Source organism: Piscinibacter sp. XHJ-5, assembly GCF_029855045.1.
Lineage (GTDB): Bacteria > Pseudomonadota > Gammaproteobacteria > Burkholderiales > Burkholderiaceae_C > Albitalea.
Genome location: NZ_CP123228.1, coordinates 3,632,938 through 3,655,540 on the forward strand (window position 1 = coordinate 3,632,938; position 22,603 = coordinate 3,655,540).

General features: G+C 66.2%; 25 protein-coding genes. 13 read left to right on the plus strand and 12 right to left on the minus strand.

The window, feature by feature from the left end:
* Nucleotides 1-157 precede the first annotated feature (157 nt).
* Nucleotides 158-1,318: a pyridoxal phosphate-dependent aminotransferase gene (locus tag P7V53_RS17115; RefSeq protein WP_280150635.1), complete on the minus strand. Its 1,161-nt coding sequence runs from the start codon at nt 1,316-1,318 to the stop codon at nt 158-160.
* A complete protein-coding gene (locus P7V53_RS17120) occupies nt 1,315-2,589 on the minus strand; it encodes a branched-chain amino acid ABC transporter substrate-binding protein (protein ID WP_280150636.1) in 1,275 nt (424 codons plus the stop codon). The genes P7V53_RS17115 and P7V53_RS17120 overlap by 4 nt, the downstream gene beginning before the upstream one ends.
* On the opposite strand from P7V53_RS17120, the gene P7V53_RS17125 reads away from it, so the two are divergent.
* Nucleotides 2,588-3,124 carry an Hsp20/alpha crystallin family protein gene (locus P7V53_RS17125; protein WP_280150638.1) on the plus strand — a complete coding sequence of 179 codons (537 nt, stop codon included), beginning with the start codon at nt 2,588-2,590 and terminating at the stop codon, nt 3,122-3,124. The two genes, P7V53_RS17120 and P7V53_RS17125, sit on opposite strands and share 2 nt — an antisense overlap.
* On the opposite strand, the gene tsaD is transcribed toward P7V53_RS17125, so the two are convergent.
* Entirely contained in the window at nt 3,117-4,160 is a 1,044-nt protein-coding gene (tsaD, locus tag P7V53_RS17130) for a tRNA (adenosine(37)-N6)-threonylcarbamoyltransferase complex transferase subunit TsaD (protein ID WP_280150640.1), read from the minus strand. The two genes, P7V53_RS17125 and tsaD, sit on opposite strands and share 8 nt — an antisense overlap.
* A gap of 179 nt (nt 4,161-4,339) precedes the next feature.
* On the opposite strand from tsaD, the gene P7V53_RS17135 reads away from it, so the two are divergent.
* From P7V53_RS17135 to P7V53_RS17155, 5 genes are all read left to right on the plus strand, one after another.
* A complete protein-coding gene (locus P7V53_RS17135; RefSeq protein WP_280150642.1) occupies nt 4,340-4,663 on the plus strand; it encodes a hypothetical protein in 324 nt (107 codons plus the stop codon).
* A gap of 92 nt (nt 4,664-4,755) precedes the next feature.
* The gene (locus P7V53_RS17140; protein ID WP_280150643.1) at nt 4,756-5,388 is read left to right on the plus strand and encodes an ANTAR domain-containing protein; all 633 of its coding nucleotides are present in this window, start codon (nt 4,756-4,758) and stop codon (nt 5,386-5,388) included.
* 241 nt (nt 5,389-5,629) lie between these two features.
* Nucleotides 5,630-6,892, plus strand: coding sequence for a CmpA/NrtA family ABC transporter substrate-binding protein (locus P7V53_RS17145; RefSeq protein ID WP_280150644.1), 1,263 nt, complete (start codon nt 5,630-5,632; stop codon nt 6,890-6,892).
* A 23-nt stretch (nt 6,893-6,915) separates the two neighbouring features.
* Nucleotides 6,916-7,821 carry a nitrate ABC transporter permease gene (gene ntrB / locus P7V53_RS17150; protein ID WP_280150645.1) on the plus strand — a complete coding sequence of 302 codons (906 nt, stop codon included), beginning with the start codon at nt 6,916-6,918 and terminating at the stop codon, nt 7,819-7,821.
* A 13-nt stretch (nt 7,822-7,834) separates the two neighbouring features.
* Nucleotides 7,835-8,635 (plus strand): ABC transporter ATP-binding protein, encoded by an 801-nt coding sequence (locus P7V53_RS17155; protein WP_280150646.1) that lies wholly within the window; start codon nt 7,835-7,837, stop codon nt 8,633-8,635.
* A gap of 158 nt (nt 8,636-8,793) precedes the next feature.
* Here P7V53_RS17155 and fdx read toward each other — a convergent pair whose 3' ends face one another.
* The 9 genes from fdx to uvrB form a co-directional block, all read right to left on the minus strand.
* Nucleotides 8,794-9,132 carry an ISC system 2Fe-2S type ferredoxin gene (gene fdx / locus P7V53_RS17160; protein WP_280150648.1) on the minus strand — a complete coding sequence of 113 codons (339 nt, stop codon included), beginning with the start codon at nt 9,130-9,132 and terminating at the stop codon, nt 8,794-8,796.
* Between the two features lie 5 nt (nt 9,133-9,137).
* The gene (gene hscA / locus P7V53_RS17165) at nt 9,138-10,994 is read right to left on the minus strand and encodes a Fe-S protein assembly chaperone HscA (RefSeq protein WP_280150650.1); all 1,857 of its coding nucleotides are present in this window, start codon (nt 10,992-10,994) and stop codon (nt 9,138-9,140) included.
* A gap of 4 nt (nt 10,995-10,998) precedes the next feature.
* On the minus strand, nt 10,999-11,517 hold the full coding sequence (gene hscB / locus P7V53_RS17170) for a Fe-S protein assembly co-chaperone HscB (protein ID WP_280150652.1): 519 nt from the start codon (nt 11,515-11,517) through the stop codon (nt 10,999-11,001).
* A gap of 66 nt (nt 11,518-11,583) precedes the next feature.
* Nucleotides 11,584-11,907 carry an iron-sulfur cluster assembly protein IscA gene (gene iscA / locus P7V53_RS17175; protein WP_280150654.1) on the minus strand — a complete coding sequence of 108 codons (324 nt, stop codon included), beginning with the start codon at nt 11,905-11,907 and terminating at the stop codon, nt 11,584-11,586.
* Between the two features lie 4 nt (nt 11,908-11,911).
* Entirely contained in the window at nt 11,912-12,325 is a 414-nt protein-coding gene (gene iscU, locus P7V53_RS17180; protein WP_280150655.1) for a Fe-S cluster assembly scaffold IscU, read from the minus strand.
* A gap of 22 nt (nt 12,326-12,347) precedes the next feature.
* On the minus strand, nt 12,348-13,568 hold the full coding sequence (locus tag P7V53_RS17185; RefSeq protein WP_280150656.1) for an IscS subfamily cysteine desulfurase: 1,221 nt from the start codon (nt 13,566-13,568) through the stop codon (nt 12,348-12,350).
* A gap of 54 nt (nt 13,569-13,622) precedes the next feature.
* Nucleotides 13,623-14,156, minus strand: a complete 534-nt coding sequence (iscR, locus tag P7V53_RS17190; RefSeq protein ID WP_280150657.1) for a Fe-S cluster assembly transcriptional regulator IscR — start codon at nt 14,154-14,156, stop codon at nt 13,623-13,625.
* 210 nt (nt 14,157-14,366) lie between these two features.
* Complete coding sequence (locus P7V53_RS17195; RefSeq protein ID WP_280156543.1) at nt 14,367-14,819, minus strand: low molecular weight protein-tyrosine-phosphatase; 453 nt, start codon at nt 14,817-14,819, stop codon at nt 14,367-14,369.
* Between the two features lie 20 nt (nt 14,820-14,839).
* A complete protein-coding gene (gene uvrB, locus P7V53_RS17200; protein WP_280150658.1) occupies nt 14,840-16,951 on the minus strand; it encodes an excinuclease ABC subunit UvrB in 2,112 nt (703 codons plus the stop codon).
* A gap of 131 nt (nt 16,952-17,082) precedes the next feature.
* Here uvrB and P7V53_RS17205 point away from each other — a divergent pair, with 131 nt between their 5' ends.
* The 7 genes from P7V53_RS17205 (at nt 17,083) to P7V53_RS17235 (ending at nt 22,575) form a co-directional block, all read left to right on the plus strand.
* Nucleotides 17,083-18,282, plus strand: a complete 1,200-nt coding sequence (locus P7V53_RS17205) for an amino acid aminotransferase (protein ID WP_280150659.1) — start codon at nt 17,083-17,085, stop codon at nt 18,280-18,282.
* Nucleotides 18,283-18,573: 291 nt separating this feature from the next.
* Entirely contained in the window at nt 18,574-19,884 is a 1,311-nt protein-coding gene (phaZ, locus tag P7V53_RS17210; RefSeq protein WP_280150661.1) for a polyhydroxyalkanoate depolymerase, read from the plus strand.
* Between the two features lie 13 nt (nt 19,885-19,897).
* Nucleotides 19,898-20,563, plus strand: a complete 666-nt coding sequence (rsxB, locus tag P7V53_RS17215) for an electron transport complex subunit RsxB (protein ID WP_280150662.1) — start codon at nt 19,898-19,900, stop codon at nt 20,561-20,563.
* A gap of 158 nt (nt 20,564-20,721) precedes the next feature.
* A complete protein-coding gene (locus P7V53_RS17220; protein ID WP_280150663.1) occupies nt 20,722-20,913 on the plus strand; it encodes a hypothetical protein in 192 nt (63 codons plus the stop codon).
* A 61-nt stretch (nt 20,914-20,974) separates the two neighbouring features.
* Entirely contained in the window at nt 20,975-21,184 is a 210-nt protein-coding gene (locus P7V53_RS17225) for a hypothetical protein (protein WP_280150665.1), read from the plus strand.
* 36 nt (nt 21,185-21,220) lie between these two features.
* Nucleotides 21,221-21,892 carry an endonuclease III gene (nth, locus tag P7V53_RS17230; protein WP_280150667.1) on the plus strand — a complete coding sequence of 224 codons (672 nt, stop codon included), beginning with the start codon at nt 21,221-21,223 and terminating at the stop codon, nt 21,890-21,892.
* Between the two features lie 74 nt (nt 21,893-21,966).
* Nucleotides 21,967-22,575, plus strand: a complete 609-nt coding sequence (locus tag P7V53_RS17235) for a GAF domain-containing protein (protein ID WP_280150669.1) — start codon at nt 21,967-21,969, stop codon at nt 22,573-22,575.
* Nucleotides 22,576-22,603 lie beyond the last annotated feature (28 nt).

Here is a 22,603-nt window from a genome sequence, read left to right on the forward strand (position 1 = left end):
CGTGTTTCCTGTGTGGCGGAAATGCCGTGCGGCCCGCGCAGTGGGCGGCAGCGGTTTCCTGTGTTGAACTTGCGGTCGCCGGTGAAACCGACCAGCGCCGTGCCTGCTTTGCCCGCGGTTTGCATCACTGGATCGCTCCAGGAGCAAAGCCCGTCGATTATAGGCCAAGTGCGCGGATCGCCCGGGCCAGCCGCTCCACGCCGAGCGTGAGGCGACCCGGGTCGCGCGACGCAAAGCACCAGCGCAGCCAGCCCTCGGCCTCGTCGCCGAACGCCGCTCCCGGCGCCAGGCCGATGCCGTGGTCAGCCACCAGGCGCTTGGCCAGTGCCAACGAGTCGTCCTGGCCTTCGATGCGGAAGAAGGCGTATATGCCACCTTGCGGCGTCGCGACGGTGACGCCCGGCAGATGCGCAAGGTGCGGCAGGAGCGTGTCGCGGCAGACGCGCAGGCGCTCGACCAGTGCGGGCACGAACGTGTCGGCTTGCGCGAGCGCCGCCAGCCCCGCGTGTTGCACGAAGGCCGGCGCGCAGGAGGTGTTGAACTCAATCAGCTTGCCCATGGCGGCCACCAGCGCAGGCGGAGCGACGAGCCAGCCCAGGCGCCAGCCCGTCATCAGGAAGCTCTTGGAAAAGCTGTGCACGACCACCAGGCGGTCCTCGGCCTCGGCGATGTCCAGGAAGCTTGGCGCCGCGCACGTGTCGTCGGCGAAGTACAGCCGTTCGTACACCTCGTCGGCGACGATCCAGGTCCCGGTGCGCCGGCAGTGGTCCAGGATGGCCTGCTGTTCTGCGCGACCGAGCACCCAGCCGGTCGGGTTGTTGGGCGCGTTGACCAGGAGCATGGCGGTGCGCGGCGTCACCGCGGCGAGCAGCGCGTCCAGGTCGAGCACCCAAGCGCCGTCACGCACCTCGAGCGGCACACGACGGACCTTCGCGCCGAGGATCGCCGGCTGCGCCGTCAGGTTCGGCCACACCGGAACAACGGCGACCACTTCGTCCCCCTGCCCGACGAGCGCCTGGGTCGCCAGCATCAGCGCATTGACGCCCGACGACGTCACCGCGATGCGTTCGGCCGGGACGGCGGGATGCAGCGCCGAGGTGTAGGCCGACAACGCCTCGCGCAAGGGCGGCAGCCCGAGGTTCTGTGCGTAGAAGGTCTCGCCGCGGTGCAGGGACTCGATCGCCGCATCACGGACGAACGACGGCGTCACTTCGTCGCTCTCGCCGAACCAGAACGCCAGCACGTCGGTCCGCCCCATGCCGGCGTTGGCCACCTCGCGGATCTTCGACGCGGGCAGACGCTCGATGACCGTTCTCACGGACGCTCCATGCGGCAGGTGGACGGCTGCTCGGTCGCTTTGGGCTCCACGTATCGCAGCGTGCGAAAGCCGTAGCCCGAGCCTTCGTTGTCGAAGCGCACGCCTGCGTCTCCTGCGCGCTGCATGCCGCTCACGTACAGCGGCTGGATGAACTGGTGGTCGGCGGCGCGCATGACGCCCTGGTGGAAGGCGCTCAGCGCCGGCGCCTCGAGCCGAAGCCCTTCCAGCGCCTTGGCGACGGCGACCGCGTCGGTGCTGCGCGCCTTCTCGATCGCAGCGGCCAGCATCTCGACCATGGCATGCATGCGCGCATGCACGTAGTCGTCCTGCGGCTTGGGGAAACGCTCGCGAAAGGCGGCATAGAACTGGTCGGACGCACGCGTGCCGACGTTGGGATGCCACTCGGCGACCGCGATGACGCGACCCACGCCGGCGTCGCCGATCGCCGCCGGGACGCCGAGCGCGTTGCCGTAGAACGTGTAGAAGCGTGCCTCGACGCCGGCATCGCGCGCCGCCTTGATCAGCAGCGTGAGGTCGTTGCCCCAGTTGCCGGTGAGCACCGCCTGCGCGCCGCTGGCCTTGATCTTGGCGGCGTACGGCGCGAAATCCTTGATGCGGCCCAGCGGATGCAACTCGTCGCCCACGATGTCGATATCGGGCCGCTTGGCCGCCACCATCGCGCGGCCCTGGCGCAGCACATGCTGGCCGAAGCTGTAGTCCTGCCCGATGAGGTACAGCTTCTTGACTTGCGCGTCATCGCGCAGCACGTCGGTGAGTGCCGCCAGCCGCATGTCGGCGTGCGCATCGAAGCGAAAGTGCCAGAAGCTGCACTTTTCGTTGGTCAGCGCAGGATCCACCGCCGAATAGTTGAGGAACAGCACGCGACGGCCGGGCTCGCGCTGGTTGTGCTTGTTCAGCGCATCGACGAGCACGGCGGCGGTCGACGAGCTGTTGCCCTGCATGACGAAAGTGGTCCGGTGGTCGATGGCCGAGCGCAGCATCGCGAGCGCTTCTTCGTTGTTGCCCTTGCTGTCGTAGCGCACCAGTTCCAGCGGACGCGAACCGCCGGGCAGCCGCACCCCGCCGCGTGAGTTGATTCGCTCGACCGCGAGCGTCAGGTTGCGACTGACCGCCTCTCCGGCGTTGGCGAAGCTGCCCGAAAGCCCTTCGATCAACGCCACCCTGATCGGCTGGCCGTCGTCGCCTCTTGCCCCGGCCGCTGCGGTTGCCAGTGCCAGCACGATGCCGGCAAGCCTCGTCGATTTATGCATGGATGCGCCCTTGAAAACAAAAATGCCGCTCCAAATTCAGCGGCATGGTTGCTGCACGGAGCAGCAACGAAACCCAATTGTAGGAGTCTTCATGTTCGTTCTGCCCCTCACCCATCACGTGTCGCGCCGTGCATCGACCGCCCGCGCGCTCGACCGCCTGTTCGACGAATCGTTCGATCGCTTCTTCGGCGGTTCGTCCGCGCCTTCCTCGCGCACCCCCGCGTTGGACGTCGTCGAAAGCGACGCCGCCTACACGCTCAAGCTGGATGTCCCCGGCGCAACCAAGGACCAGCTGAAGGTCACGGTCGAAGGCCGCCGCGTCATCATCGAGACCGCCGAGGCGGCGGCTGCCGACAGCAAGGACGGCGAGCGCGTGCTGTACCGCGAGCGCGGTGCGGCTCGCTATGCGCGCACCGTGGTGCTGCCTGTAGAAGTGGACCAGGCCGCGTCGCAAGCGCGGGTCGACAACGGCGTGCTGACGCTGACGCTTGCGAAGAGCGTGCCCACCGGAGCGCAGCGCATCAGCGTCAACTGACGCTCAGCGACTGCAACGGCCAGCGCGGCATCACGTTGAACGCGTAGTCGCGCCGCGGCCGGGCCAGGCCGCGCTGCCAGCGCATGGCCGCGGCCAGCGCAATCATCGCGCCGTTGTCGGTGCAAAGCGCCAGTTCCGGATAGTGCACCCGGACCTGGCGCTTTTTGCATTCGGCGTCGAGCTGCCCGCGCAGTCGCGCGTTCGCGCCGACGCCGCCGGCGACCACCAGGCGCTTCAGCTGCGTCTGCTTCAGGGCCGCGAGCGACTTCGCGCACAGCACGTCGACGATGGCCTGCTGTGTCGAGGCCGCCAGATGGGCCCGGTCCTGCTCGCACACATTGCTGCCCAGCTTGTGCAATTGCGTTCGCACCGCCGTCTTCAATCCGGCGAAGGAGAAGTCGAGGTTGGCGCTGTGCAGCAGCGGCCGCGGCAGCGCGAAGGTGTCCGCATCGCCGAATTCGGCCAGGCGCGCGAGCGCGGGGCCGCCTGGATAGCCCAGGCCCATCAGCTTGGCCGACTTGTCGAACGCCTCCCCAGCCGCATCGTCGATCGTCTCTCCCAGCAGCTCATAACTGCCGACGTCGTCCACGCGCATGAGCTGCGTGTGGCCGCCCGACACCAGCAGCGCAACGAAAGGGAACTCCGGCGGATCGGCCGACAGAAACGGGGACAGCAGGTGGCCTTCGAGGTGGTGCACGCCGACGACGGGGCGCGCAAGCGCCGCACCCAACGCACATGCGACTCCCGCGCCGACCAGCAGCGCACCGGCCAGACCCGGGCCTTGCGTGAACGCGACCGCATCGACGTCGGCAAGCGTCGCACCAGCGTCGGCGAGCACCCTGCGTGTGAGAGGCAGCACACGCCGGATGTGGTCACGCGACGCCAGCTCGGGGACCACGCCGCCGTAGTCCTGGTGCATGTCGACCTGGCTGTGCAGCGCCTGAGCACGAAGCCGGGGCACGGCGAGGCCAGGCTCGAGTTGCACCAGCGCCACGCCGGTTTCATCGCACGAAGACTCCACCCCGAGAATGTTCATCGCGCGAGTTTACGAGCCGGCTTTCCGCTGACAGCCCGATGACAGCTCGCTGCGCCCGTGCCGCAAACACAACTCGAAACAGCCGTCTTCCTAGGGAATTCCCTAGGCCGGTAAGATTTCCCTTCACGTTTTCACGGACACGGACTACTCTGCGTTTCCCAGATGAGCGATTGCCCCCGATGCAGTTGCCGACAACACTGAAAGTCGTTGGAGCCATGAAAGAGTACCGCCTCACCGCCTGGCCCGAACTGGCCCCGCCGTTCCACCGAACTGCATACCGTCGCCTGCTGAGCGACATGTCGCACCGCTTCGTGACCCTGGCGCAGCTGGCCGACACGAGTGGGCTCAAGCGACATGAGGTGCGTCACTTCGTCGAAATGCTCGAGGGCCGTCAGCTGGTCGTCGAGCGAGAATGCATGGCGCCCGATTCGCAGTTCTGGTCGCTGCGCCCGCTGGGGGGCTGGATCCGCCGAGCGATTTCGTCGGCACCGTCCGGTCGCTGAAGTCCCCTACACCGACAACGACGGCCCGCCTCGTGCGGGCTTTTTCATGGCGCCAGCCGCACGGATGGCGCGGATGTTGCAACGGGCGTCACATGTCTTCGCCCCAGGCCCTGCGCATCGTCATCGTCGCGCCCGACACGCTCGCGGCGGACGCCGCCGATCCGCAGGCGGCGGTGGAAGCGGAGCGCTCGCGCAGCCTGCGCATCGGCATGCTGCAGAACGGCTACAACATCGTCGCAGTGCTCCCCGCCGATGTGTTCCTGCCGGACCGCCTTGCGCAGATCAGTCCCGACATGATCATCGTCGACGCCGAGAGCCAGGCGCGCGACACGTTGGAGCACGTCGTCGTGGCCACTCGCGACGCACGCCGCCCCATCGTGCTGTTCACCAACGATGACGACACATCGCACGTGCGTGACGCCATCGCCGCCGGCGTCACCGCTTATGTGGTGGCGGGACTCGCGGCCGAGCGGGTCAAGCCGGTGCTGGAGGTTGCGATGGCGCGCTTCCAGCACGAGGAAGCATTGCGGCGCGAGCTCGCCGACGCGCGCACGCAGCTGTCCGAGCGCAAGTTGATCGACCGCGCGAAGGGACTGCTGATGACGCGCCATTCGCTGAGCGAGGACGAGGCCTACGCGCGACTTCGCAAGACGGCGATGGACAAGGGACTGCGGCTCGCCGACGTGGCGCAGCGCATCCTCGACGTCGCCGATCTGCTGGGCTGATCGCGCACAAGCCTTGTGCGCGGACCGCCACGCTTGGTGCGCGGCGGGGCGAAATTTGCTGGCACACCGCTTGCGTAATGACGGCAGGAAGGTCAACGGCGATCTTCCTCAGACATCGATGCGCACCAAGGACGGTGCGCGTCGACAGGACGATGGCGTCCCCACTGAACCGGTTCGACCGGCGATGTGCGGACGCCTTTTTGTTTGCCTTTCGCTCATTGCACGCCCCGAGACAACCGTCATGAACACACCTCTTCATCGAAAGTTCGACATGAGCCGCCGTCACCTCATCAAGGCCGCAGCCGCCACTGGCGCCGCTTCGCTCGTCCCCGGCCTGCAGAGTGCCGTGTACGCGGCGGGCTCGGACAAGCCCGAAAAGGAAGAGGTCAGGATCGGCTTCATCCCGCTCACCGACTGTGCATCCGTCGTGATGGCCTCCGTGCTCGGCTTCGACAAGAAGTACGGCGTGAAGCTCATCCCGACCAAGGAAGCCTCGTGGGCCGGCGTCCGCGACAAGCTGGTCAACGGTGAGCTCGACATGGCGCATGTGCTATGGGGCCTGGTCTACGGCGTGCACCTGGGCGTCAGCGGTCCGAAGAAGGACATGGCGATCCTGATGAACCTCAACCACAACGGCCAGGCCATCACGTTGTCGAAGAAGCTGGCCGACAAGGGTGCGATCGACGGTCCGTCGCTCGCCAAGCTGATGCAGGCCGACAAGCGCGAATACACCTTCGCGCAGACCTTCCCCACCGGCACGCACGCGATGTGGCTGTACTACTGGCTCGCGACCTACGGCATCAATCCGATGAAGGACGCGAAGATCATCACCGTCCCGCCCCCGCAAATGGTCGCCAACATGCGCGTGGGCAACATGGACGGCTATTGCGTCGGCGAACCGTGGGGGCACCGAGCCATCATGGACGGCATCGGCGTCACCGGTGTCACCACGCAGGACATCTGGAAGGATCATCCCGAGAAGGCGCTCGGCACGACAAGCGACTTCGCCAAGAAATACCCCAACACTTGTCGCGCCGTGATCGCGGCGGTGGTCGAGGCCGGCAAGTGGATCGACGCCAGCCTTCAGAACAAGTTGAAGATGGCCGAGACGGTGGCCGACAAGAGCTACGTCAACACCGGCGTCGACGCGATCAATCAGCGCATCCTGGGCCGCTACCAGAACGGCTTGGGCAAGACCTGGGACGACCCGAACCACATGAAGTTCTACAACGACGGCGCGGTCTCCTTCCCGTACCTGTCCGACGGCATGTGGTTCCTGACGCAGCACAAGCGCTGGGGCCTGCTCAAGGACCACCCCGACTACCTGGCCGTGGCCAAGCAGGTCAACCAGATCGATCTCTACAAGGAAGGTGCCGCGCTCGCCAAGGCCAGCGTGCCCAAGGAGCTCATGCGCACGAGCAAGCTCGTCGACGGCACCGTGTGGGACGGCAAGGACCCGAAGAAGTACGCCGACAGCTTCGCGATCAAGGCGTCGGCCGTCTGAGTTTGCAGCGAGAGGAGTCCACCATGGTCAGTGCAGTGTTCCATTCACCGCTGGAGGCGGCCGCAGATGCCAAGGCGGCCGAGCCGGCCAAGCCGGCGCGCGTTTCGATCGCGACTCCCGCCGTCGCCGCTCCTGCGCCGGCGAAGTCGCCGGTCGACTGGAGTGGTCTCGCGCTCAAGGTCTTGGCGCCGATCGCCGGCATCGCGCTGCTGGTCGGCGTGTGGGCCTTGTTGACGATGAAATCCACTTCGTTTCCCACGCCGATGGCCACTTTCGAGGAGGCGCTGAAGGTCTTCTCCGATCCGTTCTACAGCAAGGGGCCGAACGACCAGGGCATCGGCTGGAACATCCTGTTCTCGCTCAAGCGCGTGGCCATCGGCTTCGGGATGGCGGCGGCGGTCGGCATTCCGCTGGGCTTCATGATCGGCCGCTTCGACGTGCTCGACCGCATGGCGTCGCCGCTGATCAGCCTGCTGCGCCCGGTGTCTCCGCTGGCCTGGCTGCCGATCGGGCTGCTGGTCTTCAAGGCCGCCAACCCGGCGGCGATCTGGACGATCTTCATCTGCTCGATCTGGCCGATGATCATCAACACCGCTGTCGGCGTGCAGCGCGTGCCTGACGACTACATGAACGTCGCCAAGGTGCTGAACCTGTCGGAGTGGAAGATCATCACGCGCATCCTGTTCCCCGCCGTGCTGCCCTATATGCTGACGGGCGTGCGGCTGTCGGTGGGCACCGCCTGGCTGGTGATCGTCGCGGCAGAGATGCTGACGGGCGGTGTGGGCATCGGCTTCTGGGTGTGGGACGAGTGGAACAACCTCAACGTCACGCACATCCTGATCGCGATCTTCGTGATCGGCACGGTGGGCCTGCTGCTCGAGTGGATGCTGATCGGCATCGCCAAGCGCTTCAGCTACGACAACGCCTGAGCCGGAGAACATCATGAAGAACTTCATCGATGTGCACGACGCCGAGATGGTGTTCAGCACGAAGAAGGGGCGCTTTCACGCGCTGCGCGACATCAACCTGACGGTGGCCAAGGGCGAGTTCGTCACGCTGATCGGCCACTCCGGATGCGGCAAGTCGACGCTGCTCAACCTCATCGCGGGCCTGCTCACGCCGACGCAAGGTGCGCTGCTGTGCGACAACCGGGAAATCGCCGCTCCGGGGCCCGAGCGTGCGGTGGTGTTCCAGAACCACTCTCTCCTGCCATGGCTCACCTGCTTCGAGAACGTCCACCTGGCCGTCGAGCGGGTGTTCGGTGCCAGCGAAGGCAAGCCGCAGCTCAAGAAGCGCACGCAGCAGGCGCTTGAGCTGGTCGGGATGGGCCATGCGATGGGCAAGCGGCCGCACGAGGTGTCCGGCGGCATGAAGCAGCGCGTCGGCATTGCCCGAGCGCTGGCAATGGAGCCCAAGGTGCTACTGCTGGACGAGCCCTTCGGAGCGCTCGACGCCTTGACGCGGGCCCATCTGCAGGACGAGCTGCTGAAGATCGTGGCCCGCACGCGCAGCACGGTCGTGATGGTCACGCACGACGTGGACGAAGCTGTGCTGCTGTCGGACCGCATCGTGATGATGACCAACGGCCCCGCCGCCACGATCGGCGAGATCCTCGCCGTGGAGCTGGAGCGCCCTCGCAATCGCGTGGAACTCGCCGAGGACGGTCGCTACGTGCACTACCGCAAGGAGGTGCTGGACTTTCTCTACACCCGCCACGGACATCACACGCTCGCCGCGGCCTGAGATCCGGCACGGCCCTTGCGAGCGAGACCATCGGCAAGCGTCTGCGCGCTTGTCTTTCTATCTCCTCAGTAGGGCCCTGCCCTTTCGTCCACCTCCTGGTCTTCGCGATCAGGAGGTTTTTTTTCGCCCGCCCCGCCGCGGTGCGGCCGCACACCGGCTCAGTGCGTTTCCTTGGCGTGGTTGATCGAGTACTTGGGGATCTCGATGGTCACGTCCTGCTGCGACAGGATGGCCTGGCACGACAGCCGCGACGTGGGCTCCAGGCCCCAGGCGCGATCGAGCAGGTCCTCCTCGGCCTCGTCCATCTCGCCGAGCGAGTTGAAGCCTTCGCGCACGATGACATGGCAGGTGGTGCAGGCGCAGCTCATCTCGCAGGCGTGCTCGATGTCGATGTCGTGCTCGAGCATCGCCTCGCACAGCGACGTGCCCGCGTCGGCCCGGATCTCGGCGCCGTTCGGCGCGTATTCGGGATGGGGAAGGATCTTGATGGTCGGCATGCGGGTCACACTTCCTCGACGCGGCGGCCGGCCAGAGCCTGGTGGATGCTGCGGTTCATTCTTTCAGCGGCGAAAGCCTCGGTTCCCTTGGCAAGCGCCTCGACGGCGGCATCGATGGCATGGTGGTCCTCGGCTTCGCGCACGACTTCAAGCTGCTGCAGCAGCGCTTCGATGGCACGCACCTCGTCGGCGCTCAGCAGGTCGGCATCGGCGTTCAGCGCCGCGCGCGTCGCGAGCAGCATGCGCTCGGCTTCGACACGGGATTCGCGCAGGCTGCGCGCCTGCATGTCGGCGTCGGCCGAGCTGAAGCTTTCCTTCAGCATGCGCGCCACATCCTCGTCGGACAGCCCGTAGCTCGGCTTGACCGCGATGGCGGCCTCGACGCCGGACGTCTCCTCGCGTGCCGACACATGCAGAAGACCATCGGCATCGACCTGGAAGCTCACGCGGATGCGCGCTGCACCCGCGACCATCGGCGGAATGCCGCGAAGCTCGAAGCGCGCCAGCGAGCGGCAATCGCTCACCAGCTCGCGCTCGCCCTGCACGACGTGGATCGCCATCGCGGTCTGGCCGTCCTTGAAGGTGGTGAACTCCTGGCCGCGAGCGGTCGGGATGGTGCTGTTGCGCGGGATGATGCGTTCGACCAGTCCGCCCATCGTCTCGAGTCCGAGCGAGAGCGGGATCACGTCGAGCAGCAGGAGCTCGTCGGCACCGGCATTCCCGGCCAGGGCGTTGGCCTGGATGGCGGCGCCCAGCGCGACAACTTCGTCGGGGTTCAGGTCGGTGAGCGGCGTCTGGCCGAAGAAGTCGCCCACCGCCTTCTGCACCATCGGCATTCGCGTGGATCCCCCCACCATCACGACGCCGTGCACCTCGTCCTTCTGCGCCTTGGCGTCGCGCAGCACCTTGCGGACGGCGCCCAGCGTGCGCGCCACGAGATCGCGCCCAAGCGCCTCGAACTGGGGTCGCGTCACCCGTACCGAGAGCTCGCCGCCGGACAGCGGGCAAGCCAGCGTCGCGTGATCGGCGCCGGACAGCTTCTCCTTCGCCGCGCGAGCGGCCACCAGCACGCTGCGCTTGTCCTGCGGTGTCTCGGCCTCGAGCTGCGCCTGGGCCAGCGCCCAATCGGCCAGCAGGCGATCGAAGTCGTCGCCGCCGAGCGCCGAGTCGCCGCCGGTCGCGACGACCTCGAACACGCCACGGGTCAAGCGCAGCAGCGAGATGTCGAAAGTGCCGCCGCCCAGGTCGTACACCGCGTACAGGCCCTCGGAGCCGTGCTCGAGTCCGTAAGCGATCGCCGCGGCAGTGGGCTCGTTGATGAGCCTGAGCACGTTGAGACCGGCGAGGTGGGCTGCGTCCTTGGTGGCCTGGCGCTGCGCGTCGTCGAAGTAGGCGGGTACCGTGATGACCGCGCCGAACAGGTCGTCGACGAAGGTGTCCTCGGCGCGCTGGCGCAAGCTGGCCAGGATTTCGGCCGAGACTTCCACCGGCGACTTCACGCCATCGATCGTTCGCAGCTGCACCATCCCCGGCGCATCGATGAATTCATACGGCAGCTTCTCGCGGTGCGAGATGTCGGTCAGGCCGCGTCCCATGAAGCGCTTGACCGAGACGACGGTGTTGCGGGGATCGATGGCGGCTTCTGCCAGCGCTTCGTGACCGATGTGCCGACGGCCCTCGGGCAGGTAGCGCACGGCCGACGGGAGAATCACACGGCCGGCCTCATCGGGCAGGCACTCCGCCACGCCGTTGCGCACGGCGGCGACCAGCGAGTGCGTGGTGCCAAGGTCGATGCCGACGGCAATGCGCCGCTGGTGCGGATCGGGCGCTTCGCCGGGCTCGGAAATCTGCAGCAGTGCCATGTCGTTATTGTCCCAGCGCCTCGAGGCGGTGATCGATGTCTTCGGCAAAGCGCTCAACGAACATGAGGGCTCTGACCTGCTCCGCGGCGGCCGCAGTGTCGTGCTGCTCGTCGAGCGTGCGCTGCAGGTTTGCGAAGCCGGACTTCTTGCGTGCAGCGACTTCGTCGGCGAGCGCCTCCACGTCGTCGACGGAGTGCGCTTCGTCCAGCGCCTCGCGCCACTCCATCTGCTGCATCAGAAACTCCGGTGGCATGGCCGTGTTGTTCTCGATGTCGACCGGCGCACCCTGCAGTTCGCACAGGTAGGCGGCGCGCTTGAGCGGGTCCTTCAGGCGCTGGTAGGCCTCGTTGACGCGCACGGCCCACTGCATTGCAACGCGCTGGGCGGCAGCACCCCCGGCGGCGAAGCGGTCCGGATGCACCTCGGCCTGCAACGCCCGCCAACGCGCATCGAGCACGGCGCGGTCCTGCTCGAAGCGTCGGGGCACGCCGAACAGTTCGAAGTCGTCGCTGTCGAGCTTCATGGCGTTTTGGAGAACACAATGAAAAAGCGCGGCTTGCGGCCGCGCCTCACCATCGGCCGCGTGTGGTCACACGCGGAACGACTCGCCGCATCCGCAGCGGTCCTTCTCGCGCGGGTTGCGGAACTTGAACCCTTCGTTGAGGCCCTCGCGCACGAAATCGAGCTCGGTGCCATCGATGTACGGGAGGCTCTTCGGGTCGACCAGCACCTTGACGCCATGGCCTTCGAACACCACATCCTCGGGCGCGATGTCGTCGGCGTACTCGAGCTTGTAGGCCAGCCCCGAACAACCGGTGGTCTTCACGCCGAGCCGCACCCCCACGCCCTTGCCGCGCCTGGTGATGTAGCGGGCGACGTGGCGGGCTGCCGCCTCGGTCAGGGTCACGGCCATCGGATCAGGCCGCCTTCGCTTCGGTTTCGGCGCCACTGGCCGTCTTGGCCTTGTAGTCCTGTACGGCGGCCTTGATCGCGTCCTCGGCAAGGATCGAGCAATGGATCTTCACCGGCGGCAGCGCCAGCTCTTCGGCGATGTGCGTGTTCTTGATGGTGAGCGCCTCGTCGAGCGACTTGCCCTTCACCCACTCGGTCACGAGCGAGCTCGAGGCGATGGCCGATCCGCAGCCATAAGTCTTGAACTTCGCGTCCTCGATCTTTCCGGTGCGCGGGTTCACCTTGATCTGCAACTTCATCACGTCGCCGCAGGCCGGAGCACCGACCATGCCGGTGCCAACCGTATCGTCGCCCTTGGCGAACGAGCCGACGTTGCGGGGGTTTTCGTAGTGGTCCACGACCTTGTCGCTGTATGCCATGTCAGTTCTCCAACAACTTCCTTCAGTGCGCGGTCCACTGGATCGCGCTGATGTCGACGCCGTCCTTGTACATCTCCCACAGCGGCGACAGTTCTCTCAGTTTGGCCACGCGATCCTTCAGCGTGGCCACCGTGTAGTCGATCTCCTCGATCGTCGTGAAGCGCCCGATCGTCATGCGCAGCGACGAGTGCGCCAGCTCGTCGCTGCGGCCGAGCGCGCGAAGCACGTAGCTCGGCTCCAGGCTCGCCGAGGTGCAGGCGGATCCCGATGACACCGCGATGCCCTTGATCCCCATGATCAACGACTCGCCTTCCACATAGTTGAACGACATGTTCACGTTGTGGGGCACGCGCTTCTCGGGATGTCCGTTGAGGAAGGTCTGCTCGATGTCGGCGAGGCCGTCGATCAGCCGCCGATGCAGCATGTGAATGCGTTCCTGCTCCTCGCCCATTTCGAGGCGGGCCAGGCGGAAGGCCTCGCCCATCCCGACGATCTGGTGCGTGGGCAGCGTGCCCGAACGCATGCCGCGCTCGTGCCCGCCGCCGTGCATCTGCGCCTCGATGCGCACGCGCGGCTTGCGCCGCACGTAGAGCGCGCCTATGCCCTTGGGGCCATAGGTCTTGTGCGATGCCAGGCTCATCAGGTCGACGGGCAGCTTGGCAAGGTCGATATCGACCTTGCCGGTGGCCTGCGCCGCATCGACATGGAAGATGATTCCGCGCTCGCGGCACATGGCCCCTATCGCCGGAATGTCCTGGATGACGCCGATTTCGTTGTTCACGAACATCACCGACACCAGGATGGTGTCGGGACGCATCGTGTCTTTGAGCAGGTTCAGGTCGAGCAGGCCGTCTTCCTGCACCGGCAGGTAGGTGACCTCGAAGCCCTGGCGCTCCAGCTCGCGCATCGTGTCGAGCACTGCCTTGTGCTCGGTCTTCACGGTGATCAGATGCTTGCCGCGCGTCTTGTAGAACTGCGCGGCGCCCTTCAGCGCCAGGTTGTTGGACTCGGTCGCACCCGAGGTCCAGATGATTTCGCGCGGGTCGGCTCCGACCAGCTGGGCGACTTCCTCCCGTGCGCCCTCCACCGCCGCTTCGGCTTCCCAGCCCCATGCATGACTGCGTGAGGCGGGATTGCCGAAGTGCTCGCGCAGCCACGGGATCATCTTGTCGACGACGCGCTGGTCCACCGGCGTGGTCGCGCCATAGTCCATGTAGATGGGGAAGTGCGGGGTCATGTCCATGGGGGGCGAGTGTGCTCAATGCGGCGGCGCCACGGCGCCGCCGGGGTCAAACTGCTACTTCGAAAAGGCGTTGCCGAGCGCAAAGACGGAGTTGGGTGCGGTCACCTTGATGGGCTTGACCACCGGCTGCGTCGAGATCGCCCGCTTGACCGGGTGCTCCTCGATCGACACGCCCTTCGCGAGCTGCTCGTCGACCAGTGACTTGAGAGAGATCGAGTCGAGGTACTCGATCATCTTCGTGTTGAGGCTGGCCCACAGGTCGTGCGTCATGCAGCGGCCGGTGTCCTCGCCCATGCAGTTTTCCTTGCCGCCGCAACCGGTGGCATCGATCGGCTCGTCGACGGCGACGATGATGTCGGCGACGGTGATCTCCTCGGACTTACGGCCCAGCGAATAGCCGCCGCCGGGGCCGCGCGTGCTCTCGACCAGCTCATGGCGACGCAGCTTGCCGAACAGCTGTTCGAGATAGGACAGGGAAATCTGCTGCCGAGCAGAGATGGCAGCCAAAGCCACTGGACCGGAGTGCTCGCGCAGAGCCAGATCGATCATTGCAGTGACGGCGAAACGGCCTTTGGTGGTTAAACGCATTGAATCTCTCCTGAAGCCTTGCGGCGCAACGAAACGAACGACTTGTCTGGCGGCTCCCAATGCCGACTCACCGCAGGACCGGGATTACCCTTTCTGGGAAACCCTTGCTTTATTCCGAGTGGATTTGTCGAGTATACCTGAAGCCGAGTTTTTTGGTCGGCATTCGGCTGCCGAAGTTCCCGAGACTTGCTGCGGCGCAGCGCGCTCGTCTCAGTTGGCCTTCAGGTGATCGACCAGGCCCTCGCAGGCGTCCTCGATCAGGTCGAGCACGCGCTCGAACCCTTCCGCACCGCTGTAGTACGGATCCGGGACCACCGGGCTGTCGTGGCGGCGGGCGAATTCGCTCAGCCGACGGAGCTTGGCGCGGTGCGGGGCCGGACACTGCTCTTCCAGGAGGGCGTAGTTGTCCCAGTCCATCGCCAGGATGAGGTCGAAAGTCTCGAAGTCGCCGTCGCCGACACGACGGGCCCGCAGGCCGCCAAGGTCGTAACCCCGCCGCTTGGCATGCTTGATCGATCGCGGGTCCGGCGGCTCGCCGACGTGGTACGCATGCGTACCCGCCGAATCGACGATCACCAGCTCATGCAGCCCGGCCTGACGCAGCTTGTAGCGAAGCACTCCCTCGGCTGTCGGGGAACGGCAGATGTTCCCCATGCAGACCATCAACACCTTGCGTGGCCGCGTCACGTGCCGGACCCCGTCGAAGTGGGAGGGATGTGGTCGCCACCGGGCGCGCCGAAGGCCTGCTCGCGCAGCAAGGCGAGCTGGTCCCGAACGCGAGCGGCCTTCTCGAACTCGAGGTTGCGGGCGTGCTCCAGCATCTGCCGCTCCAGCATCTTGATGCGCTTGCCGAGATCCTTCTCCGACAAGGCTTCCACCTCAGCGGCATCGTGCGCCCTCTTGAGGTCGTCCTTGCCCGACTTCTCGGAATACACGCCGTCGATCATCTCCTTGACCAGCTTGCTGATGCTGCGCGGCGTGATGCCCATCGCCTCGTTGTGGGTGACCTGCCTGGCGCGGCGGCGCTCGGTCTCGTCGAGCGCCCGCCGCATCGAATCGGTGATCCTGTCCGCATACAGGATGGCCCTGCCGTTGATGTTGCGCGCCGCGCGACCGATGGTCTGGATCAGCGAGCGTTCGGCGCGCAGGAAGCCCTCCTTGTCGGCGTCGAGGATGGCGACCAGCGACACCTCCGGAATGTCGAGCCCCTCGCGCAGGAGGTTGATGCCCACCAGCACGTCGAAGCTGCCGAGCCGCAAATCGCGAATGATCTCGACACGCTCCACTGTGTCGATGTCGCTGTGCAGGTAGCGAACCTTGACGCCGTTGTCGGCCAGGTAGTCGGTGAGCTGTTCCGCCATGCGCTTGGTCAGTGTGGTAATCAGCACGCGCTCGTTCTTCTGCACCCGCTCGCGGATCTCCTGCAGCACGTCGTCGACCTGGTGGGTCGCCGGTCGCACCTCGACGGTGGGATCGACCAAGCCCGTCGGACGCACCAGCTGTTCGACGACCTGGCCGGTGTTCTGCTGTTCATAGGCGGCCGGCGTGGCCGACACGAACACCGCCTGGCGCATCTTGCGTTCGAACTCCTCGAACTTCAGCGGGCGGTTGTCGAGCGCGCTCGGAAGCCGGAAGCCGTATTCGACCAGCGTTGTCTTGCGGGCACGGTCGCCGTTGAACATGCCGCCCAGCTGGCCGATCAGCACGTGGCTCTCGTCGAGGAACATCAGCGCGTCGCGCGGCAGGTAGTCGACCAGCGTCGGCGGCGGGTCGCCCGGCTTGGCGCCCGACAGGTGCCGCGTGTAGTTCTCGATGCCCTTGCAGTGACCGACCTCCTGCAGCATCTCGAGGTCGAAGCGAGTGCGCTGCTCCAGCCGTTGCGCCTCCACCAGCTTGCCCGCCTTGACCAGCTCGTCGAGCCGCCAGCGAAGCTCCTCCTTGATGCCCTCGATCGCGTTGAGCACCTGCTCGCGGGGCGTCACATAGTGGCTCGACGGGTAGACGACGAAGCGCGGCACCTTCTGCCGTATCCGGCCGGTGAGAGGATCCAGTAGCGCCAGCGACTCGATCTCGTCGTCGAAGAGCTCGAAGCGCACCGCCAGCTCGGAGTGCTCCGCGGGAAACACGTCGATCGTGTCGCCGCGAACGCGGAAGGTGCCGCGCGCGAAGTCCGTCTCGTTGCGCGTGTACTGCATGCGGATCAGCTGCGCGATCAGGTCGCGCTGACCGACCTTGTCGCCGACGCGCGCGATGAGCCGCATCTGCGTGTAGTCCTCCGGCTTGCCGATGCCGTAGATCGCACTGACAGTCGCGACGATGATCACGTCGCGCCGCTCGAGGATGCTCTTGGTCGCCGACAGCCGCATCTGCTCGATGTGCTCGTTGATCGAGCTGTCCTTCTCGATGAACAAGTCGCGTTGCGGAACGTAGGCCTCGGGTTGGTAGTAGTCGTAGTAGCTGACGAAGTACTCGACCGCGTTCTTCGGGAAGAACTCACGGAACTCGCTGTAGAGCTGCGCGGCCAGCGTCTTGTTGGGCGCGAAGACGATTGCCGGACGGCCCAGACGCGCGATGACGTTGGCCATCGTGAAGGTCTTGCCCGAGCCGGTGACGCCCAGCAAGGTCTGGAAGCTCAGGCCGTCCTCGATGCCGTCGACGAGCTGCTCGATCGCCGTGGGCTGGTCACCTGCCGGCGCATATGGCTGGAAGAGCTGGAAAGGCGAACCGGGAAAGCTGATGAGCTCTCCTTTCGGCTCGACGTGCGCGTCGGTCGTCACTGCGGATAGATCGGCCATTGATGAGGTCCACGTAAAATCCGGGGGTTTCCCCGTAGCGGGCGAACCCAGGGCAATCGACGAGCGTAGCCCAAATCACCACCCCGCTCTACTGACATTGCGCGTCAACCCACACACTTCCAAGGACTGACATGGCTTCGTTGTTCGCCGCCGTCGAAATGGCGCCCCGGGACCCCATCCTCGGCCTCAATGAGCAGTTCAACGCCGATCCGAATCCGGCCAAGGTGAACCTCGGCGTCGGGGTCTACTACGACGAAGACGGCAAGCTGCCGCTGCTGAAGTGCGTGGCCCAGGCGGAACGGCAGATGGTCGAGGCACCCAAGGCGCGCGGCTACCTGCCCATCGACGGCATCGCGGCGTACGACAAGGCGGTGCAAGGCCTCGTATTTGGGGCCGACAGCCAGGCCGTCAAGGGCGGCCGCATCGCCACCGTACAGGCGGTCGGCGGGACTGGCGGGCTGAAGGTCGGCGCCGACTTCCTGAAGCGCGTCAATCCCGCCGCGAGGGTCCTCATCAGCGACCCGAGCTGGGAGAACCACCGGGCGCTGTTCGAAGGTGCGGGTTTCGTGGTCGAGAGCTATCCGTACTACGACGCCGCGCGCCAGGGCGTCGACTTCGACGGGATGCTGGGCGCGCTGAACGTTGCTGCGATCGGCAGCATCGTCGTGCTGCATGCGTGCTGCCACAACCCCACGGGCTACGACATCACGCCGGCGCAGTGGCAGCAGGTCATCGCTGCCCTCAAGTCGCGGGGCCTCGTGCCATTCCTCGACATGGCCTACCAGGGCTTCGGGGAAGGCATTGCGGAAGACGGCGCGGTGGTGGCGATGTTCCTTGCCGCCGGGATCGACTTCTTCGTCTCGACCAGCTTCTCCAAGAGCTTCTCTCTATACGGCGAGCGCGTGGGTGCGCTGAGCGTCGTCTGCGAGTCGAAGGACGAGGCCGATCGTGTGCTGAGCCAGCTCAAGCGCGTCATTCGCACCAACTACTCCAATCCGCCCACTCACGGCGCGCAAGTGGTCGCCACCGTGCTCACCACCCCGGCGCTGCGCGCGCTCTGGGAGGAGGAGCTCGCCGGCATGCGCCTGCGCATCAAGCAGATGCGCAGCGCCCTGCAGGACAAACTCAAGGCCGCCGGCGCGGCTCGCGACATGAGCTTCATCACGCAGCAAAAGGGCATGTTCAGCTATTCGGGTCTCGGCAAGGAGCAAATGCACCGGCTGCGCAACGAGTTCGGCATCTACGGCGTGGACTCCGGACGCATCTGCGTCGCGGCGCTGAACAGCAAGAACATCGATGCCGTGGTCAGCGCCATCGCGAAAGTGCTCTGATCGCAGATCGCACATCGTCCGAACGCACCGCCCGGCCTGGATCCGGGCCGGCGTTTGCGAGCCGGGCCGCAGTCTGCGGCCGCCGGCCGTCGCGAGACACCGCGTCAACCGCCCTCTTTTCGAGCATTGCAAGGGCGCCCAAACCCCGCAAGATGACCCGAAAAACCTAGAATGCTGCAACGCACAAGGCCGTGGTTTCTGCTTACCTGGCGAAGCCTGCTTTGCCTCGATACTCGAAGGGTTTTGCAAGCACGTCCACGTGCCTGATCCGACTCGAAAAAAGGAACGTCGATGCTGTACCAGCTCTATGAAGCTCAGCGTGCGCTGCTGAGCCCCTTCGCGGAATTCGCGAGTGCGTCGTCCAAGCTGTACAACCATCCGCTCTCGCCGTTCACCCACACGCCGATGGCGCACCGCGTATCGGCGGGCCTCGACCTGATGCACCGGCTGTCCAAGGAGTACGAGAAGCCGGAGTTCAACATCACCTCGGTCAACGTCGGCGGCGTCGATGTGGCGGTGCAGGAGCAGGTGGCGATCAACAAGCCGTTCTGCCGGCTGCTTCGCTTCAAGCGCTTCACCGACAACCTGCCGATGCTGACGTTGATGAAGGACCAGCCCACTGTGCTGATCATCGCGCCGCTGTCGGGCCATCACGCCACGCTGCTGCGCGACACCGTGCGCTCCCTTCTGCAGGACCACAAGGTCTACATCACCGACTGGACCGATGCACGCATGGTGCCGGTGGAGGCGGGTCCCTTCCATCTCGACGACTACGTCGCCTACGTGCAGGAGTTCATCCGCCACGTCGGCCCCGAAGTCAACGTCATCTCGGTGTGCCAACCGACCGTGCCCGTGCTGGCCGCGATCTCGCTGATGGCGAGCAACGACGAGCCCACACCGCGCACCATGACCATGATGGGCGGCCCGATCGATGCGCGCCGCTCGCCGACCGCCGTCAACAACCTGGCGATGAACAAGAGTCACGAGTGGTTCGAGCACAACGTCATCTATCGTGTGCCGGTCAACTATCCCGGCGCAGGCCGTCGCGTCTACCCCGGTTTCCTGCAGCACACCGGCTTCGTCGCGATGAACCCGGATCGCCACCTGAGCTCGCACTACGACTACTTCCTCGACCTGGTGCGCGGCGACGACGAGAGCGCCGATGCCCACCGCAAGTTCTACGACGAGTACAACGCAGTGCTCGACATGCCGGCCGAGTACTACCTCGACACCATCAAGGTAGTCTTCCAGGACTTCGCGCTGGTCAACGGCACCTGGGAGGTCAATGGCCAGCTGGTCCGTCCGCAGGACATCACCACATCCGCTCTGCTGACCATCGAAGGCGAGCTCGACGACATCTCCGGCGCCGGCCAGACCAAGGCGGCGCACGAGCTGTGCACCGGCATTCCGAAGGAGCGGCAGTTCCACTACGACGTCGAAGGCGCCGGCCACTACGGCATCTTCTCCGGGCGCCGCTGGCGTGAGGCGGTGTACCTGCAGGTGCGCAGCTTCATCGCCGCCCACCAGGACGACGTCGGCGCAGGTGGCCGGCGCAACAGCCGCAACGGATCGGCGCGCCGCAAGGCCAACGCGGGAGCGTAGCCATAATCGGGCGGTGACGCCCACCGCCCGCCTTGCCGAAGCCATCGACGCCGCGCTGCCGCAGACTCAATGCACGCGCTGCGGCTTTCCGGACTGCCGTGCATATGCCCAGGCGATCGCCGAAGACGGCGCCGCCATCAATCAGTGCCCCCCGGGCGGCGCGCAGGGCATCGTCCGGCTGGCACGCCTGACGGGCCGCCCTGTCGCCCCGCTCAATCCTGCCAACGGATTTGAAGGCCCCCGCCAGCTCGCCGTCATCGACGAGGCCTGGTGCATAGGCTGCACGCTCTGCCTGAAGGCTTGCCCCGTCGACTGCATCGTGGGCGGCCCGAAGCAGATGCACACCGTGATCGACGAGCAATGCACCGGCTGCGAGCTGTGCATCCCCGTCTGCCCCGTCGACTGCATCTCGCTCGTCGGCGTGACGGGCACGCGCACCGGCTGGGACGCGTGGAGCGAAAAAGACGCCGCGGCGGCGCGCGGCCGCTACGCGTTTCACCGCATGAGGCTCGAGCGCGATCAGGTCGAAAGCGAAGAGCGCCTGGCGGCGAAGGCGCAAGCCGCGCTCGAGGACCTGCCCGGCACGTCCAGGCTCACCGATCCGCAGGCGCTCGATCACAAGCGCGCCGTCATCGAAGCCGCGCTTGCGCGCTCACGCGAGCGCAAGTCCGCTCGATGAAATTCGTCAGGGCCACCGTGAACGTGCCGGTCGTCGTCGTGTCGGCCGCCTCCTACAGGCGTTTCGGCGGGCTCCGACCGGTGGTGCGCAGCAGCAACCTCTAGTCTTGTGGCAGTGTGCCGCGCGGCTTTCGCCGCGGGCATCCGCAAGGAGCTGCGATGAACCGTGATCGGATTGGGGGCCACTGGAAGCAGATGAAGGGACGCGCGCGCAAAGCCTCGGGCCGATGGTCGGACAGCGATCGCGACGGCGGGGAGCGTCCGCAGGCCCAGACGAGGACGCACAAGGCCTGGGGGGCGCGCGAAGACGAAGCGCGGCGCGAGATCCGCGGCCTGCCGACACGGTACTAGGACGGGTTGACGAAGACGGGTGCGCCGGCCCGCTTCCGGCGCGACAGCTTTGGAGATCGGCATGAAACGCATGCTCTGGGCTGCAGCGATCGGCGCGATTGCCTTGGCGGGGTGCGAGCCCAAGAAGCCGCCGAACCCGCCGGCGCCGAAGACCTCCGCCGACTCCGCGATGCAGGCAGTGGCCGCCGCGACCCCGGCGTCCGATCCTTCGCTGCCGTCGGCCGACGCCGTGCTGGCGGCGCAGACCGCCGCCGAGGCCACGGTGCGCTGAAGGCCTGCACGCCGGGCTGCTTCACAATCGAGGTCGATGAAGACCTCGCAGATCGAGCCCTTTTTCGCGGTCCTGAAGGCCGCCAATCCGCAACCGGCCAGCGAGCTCGAATACAGCAATGTGTTCGAGCTGCTGGCCGCCGTGCTGCTGTCGGCGCAGGCCACCGACGCCGGCGTCAACAAGGCCACGCGACATTTGTTCGCGGTTGCCAACACGCCGGCACGCATGCATGCACTCGGCGTGGAGGCCATCACTCAATACATCAAGTCGATCGGCCTTTACCGCAACAAGGCACGCAATCTTCACGAGACGAGCCGGATCCTTGTCGAACAGCATGACGGCGCCGTGCCGCGCACCCGCGAGGCGCTGGAGGCGCTGCCGGGCGTCGGACGCAAGACGGCCAACGTCGTGCTCAATGTCGCCTTCGGCGAACCCACCATGGCGGTGGATACGCATGTCTTTCGCGTCAGCAACCGCACAGGGCTCGCCCCCGGCGAAACCCCGCTGGAAGTCGAGTTGAAGCTGCTCGAGCGGGTTCCGACGGCTTACCTGCCGGACGCTCACCATTGGCTGATCCTGCACGGGCGCTACGTGTGCCTGGCACGCCGCCCGTTGTGCGAAGAGTGCGCCGTGGCCCACTTCTGCGATTCGCGGCCGCTGTTCATCGGAAAGCCGCCTCGACAGCGCGAGGCGCTCGCCGATGCGTGAACAAGCCAACGAAATCGCATGACCTGCAAAGGTTTGCAGTATCGGCAGGCGCGCCCGCCGACCACAATGCGCTCATGCCCGACTTGACGGCAGTGCAGCGTATTTGCGGCCTCCTGGACCGAGGTGAAATCGACCGTGTCCAATTCCTGGAGCAGCTGACTCGGCAGATGGCCGAGGAGATCGGCTGCGAGCGTGCGGCCGTTCGCATGATGATCAATTCGCCCGAAGGCGCTGCGCTGCGCAGCATGGCGATGTTCGACGCGGTTCGTGGCGAGCTGGTGCGCGTGCCGGACATGACCGGCCACGACAGCGACGCCTATTTCGACACCCTGCTGCGGGAGGGCTGCGTCGTCGCGCCGGATTGCCGCAGTCATCCGGCGACGCTGCCTTTCCTGGCCGGCTACTTCGAGCTGCAAGGCGTGCAGTCGCTGCTCGATGTCGCGTTCTCGGTCAACGGCGTGCTGTACGGCAGCTTCAGTTGCGAGCAGCGCAGCGCCACCATGGGCTGGACGCCGCAGCAGCTCAAGATGCTGCGACAGATGGCATCGCGCGCCAGCCTCACGCTGATGCACGCCATCACCGCCCAGATCGACACGACGCCCGGCGCATTGTGGGAGCCGAGCACGCCCAATCGCCTGATGACCATGCCGATGCCCCTCGACGTCGGCAAGACGGACGAATAGAGCTGCGCGCTTCCTCCCGACAGCGGGC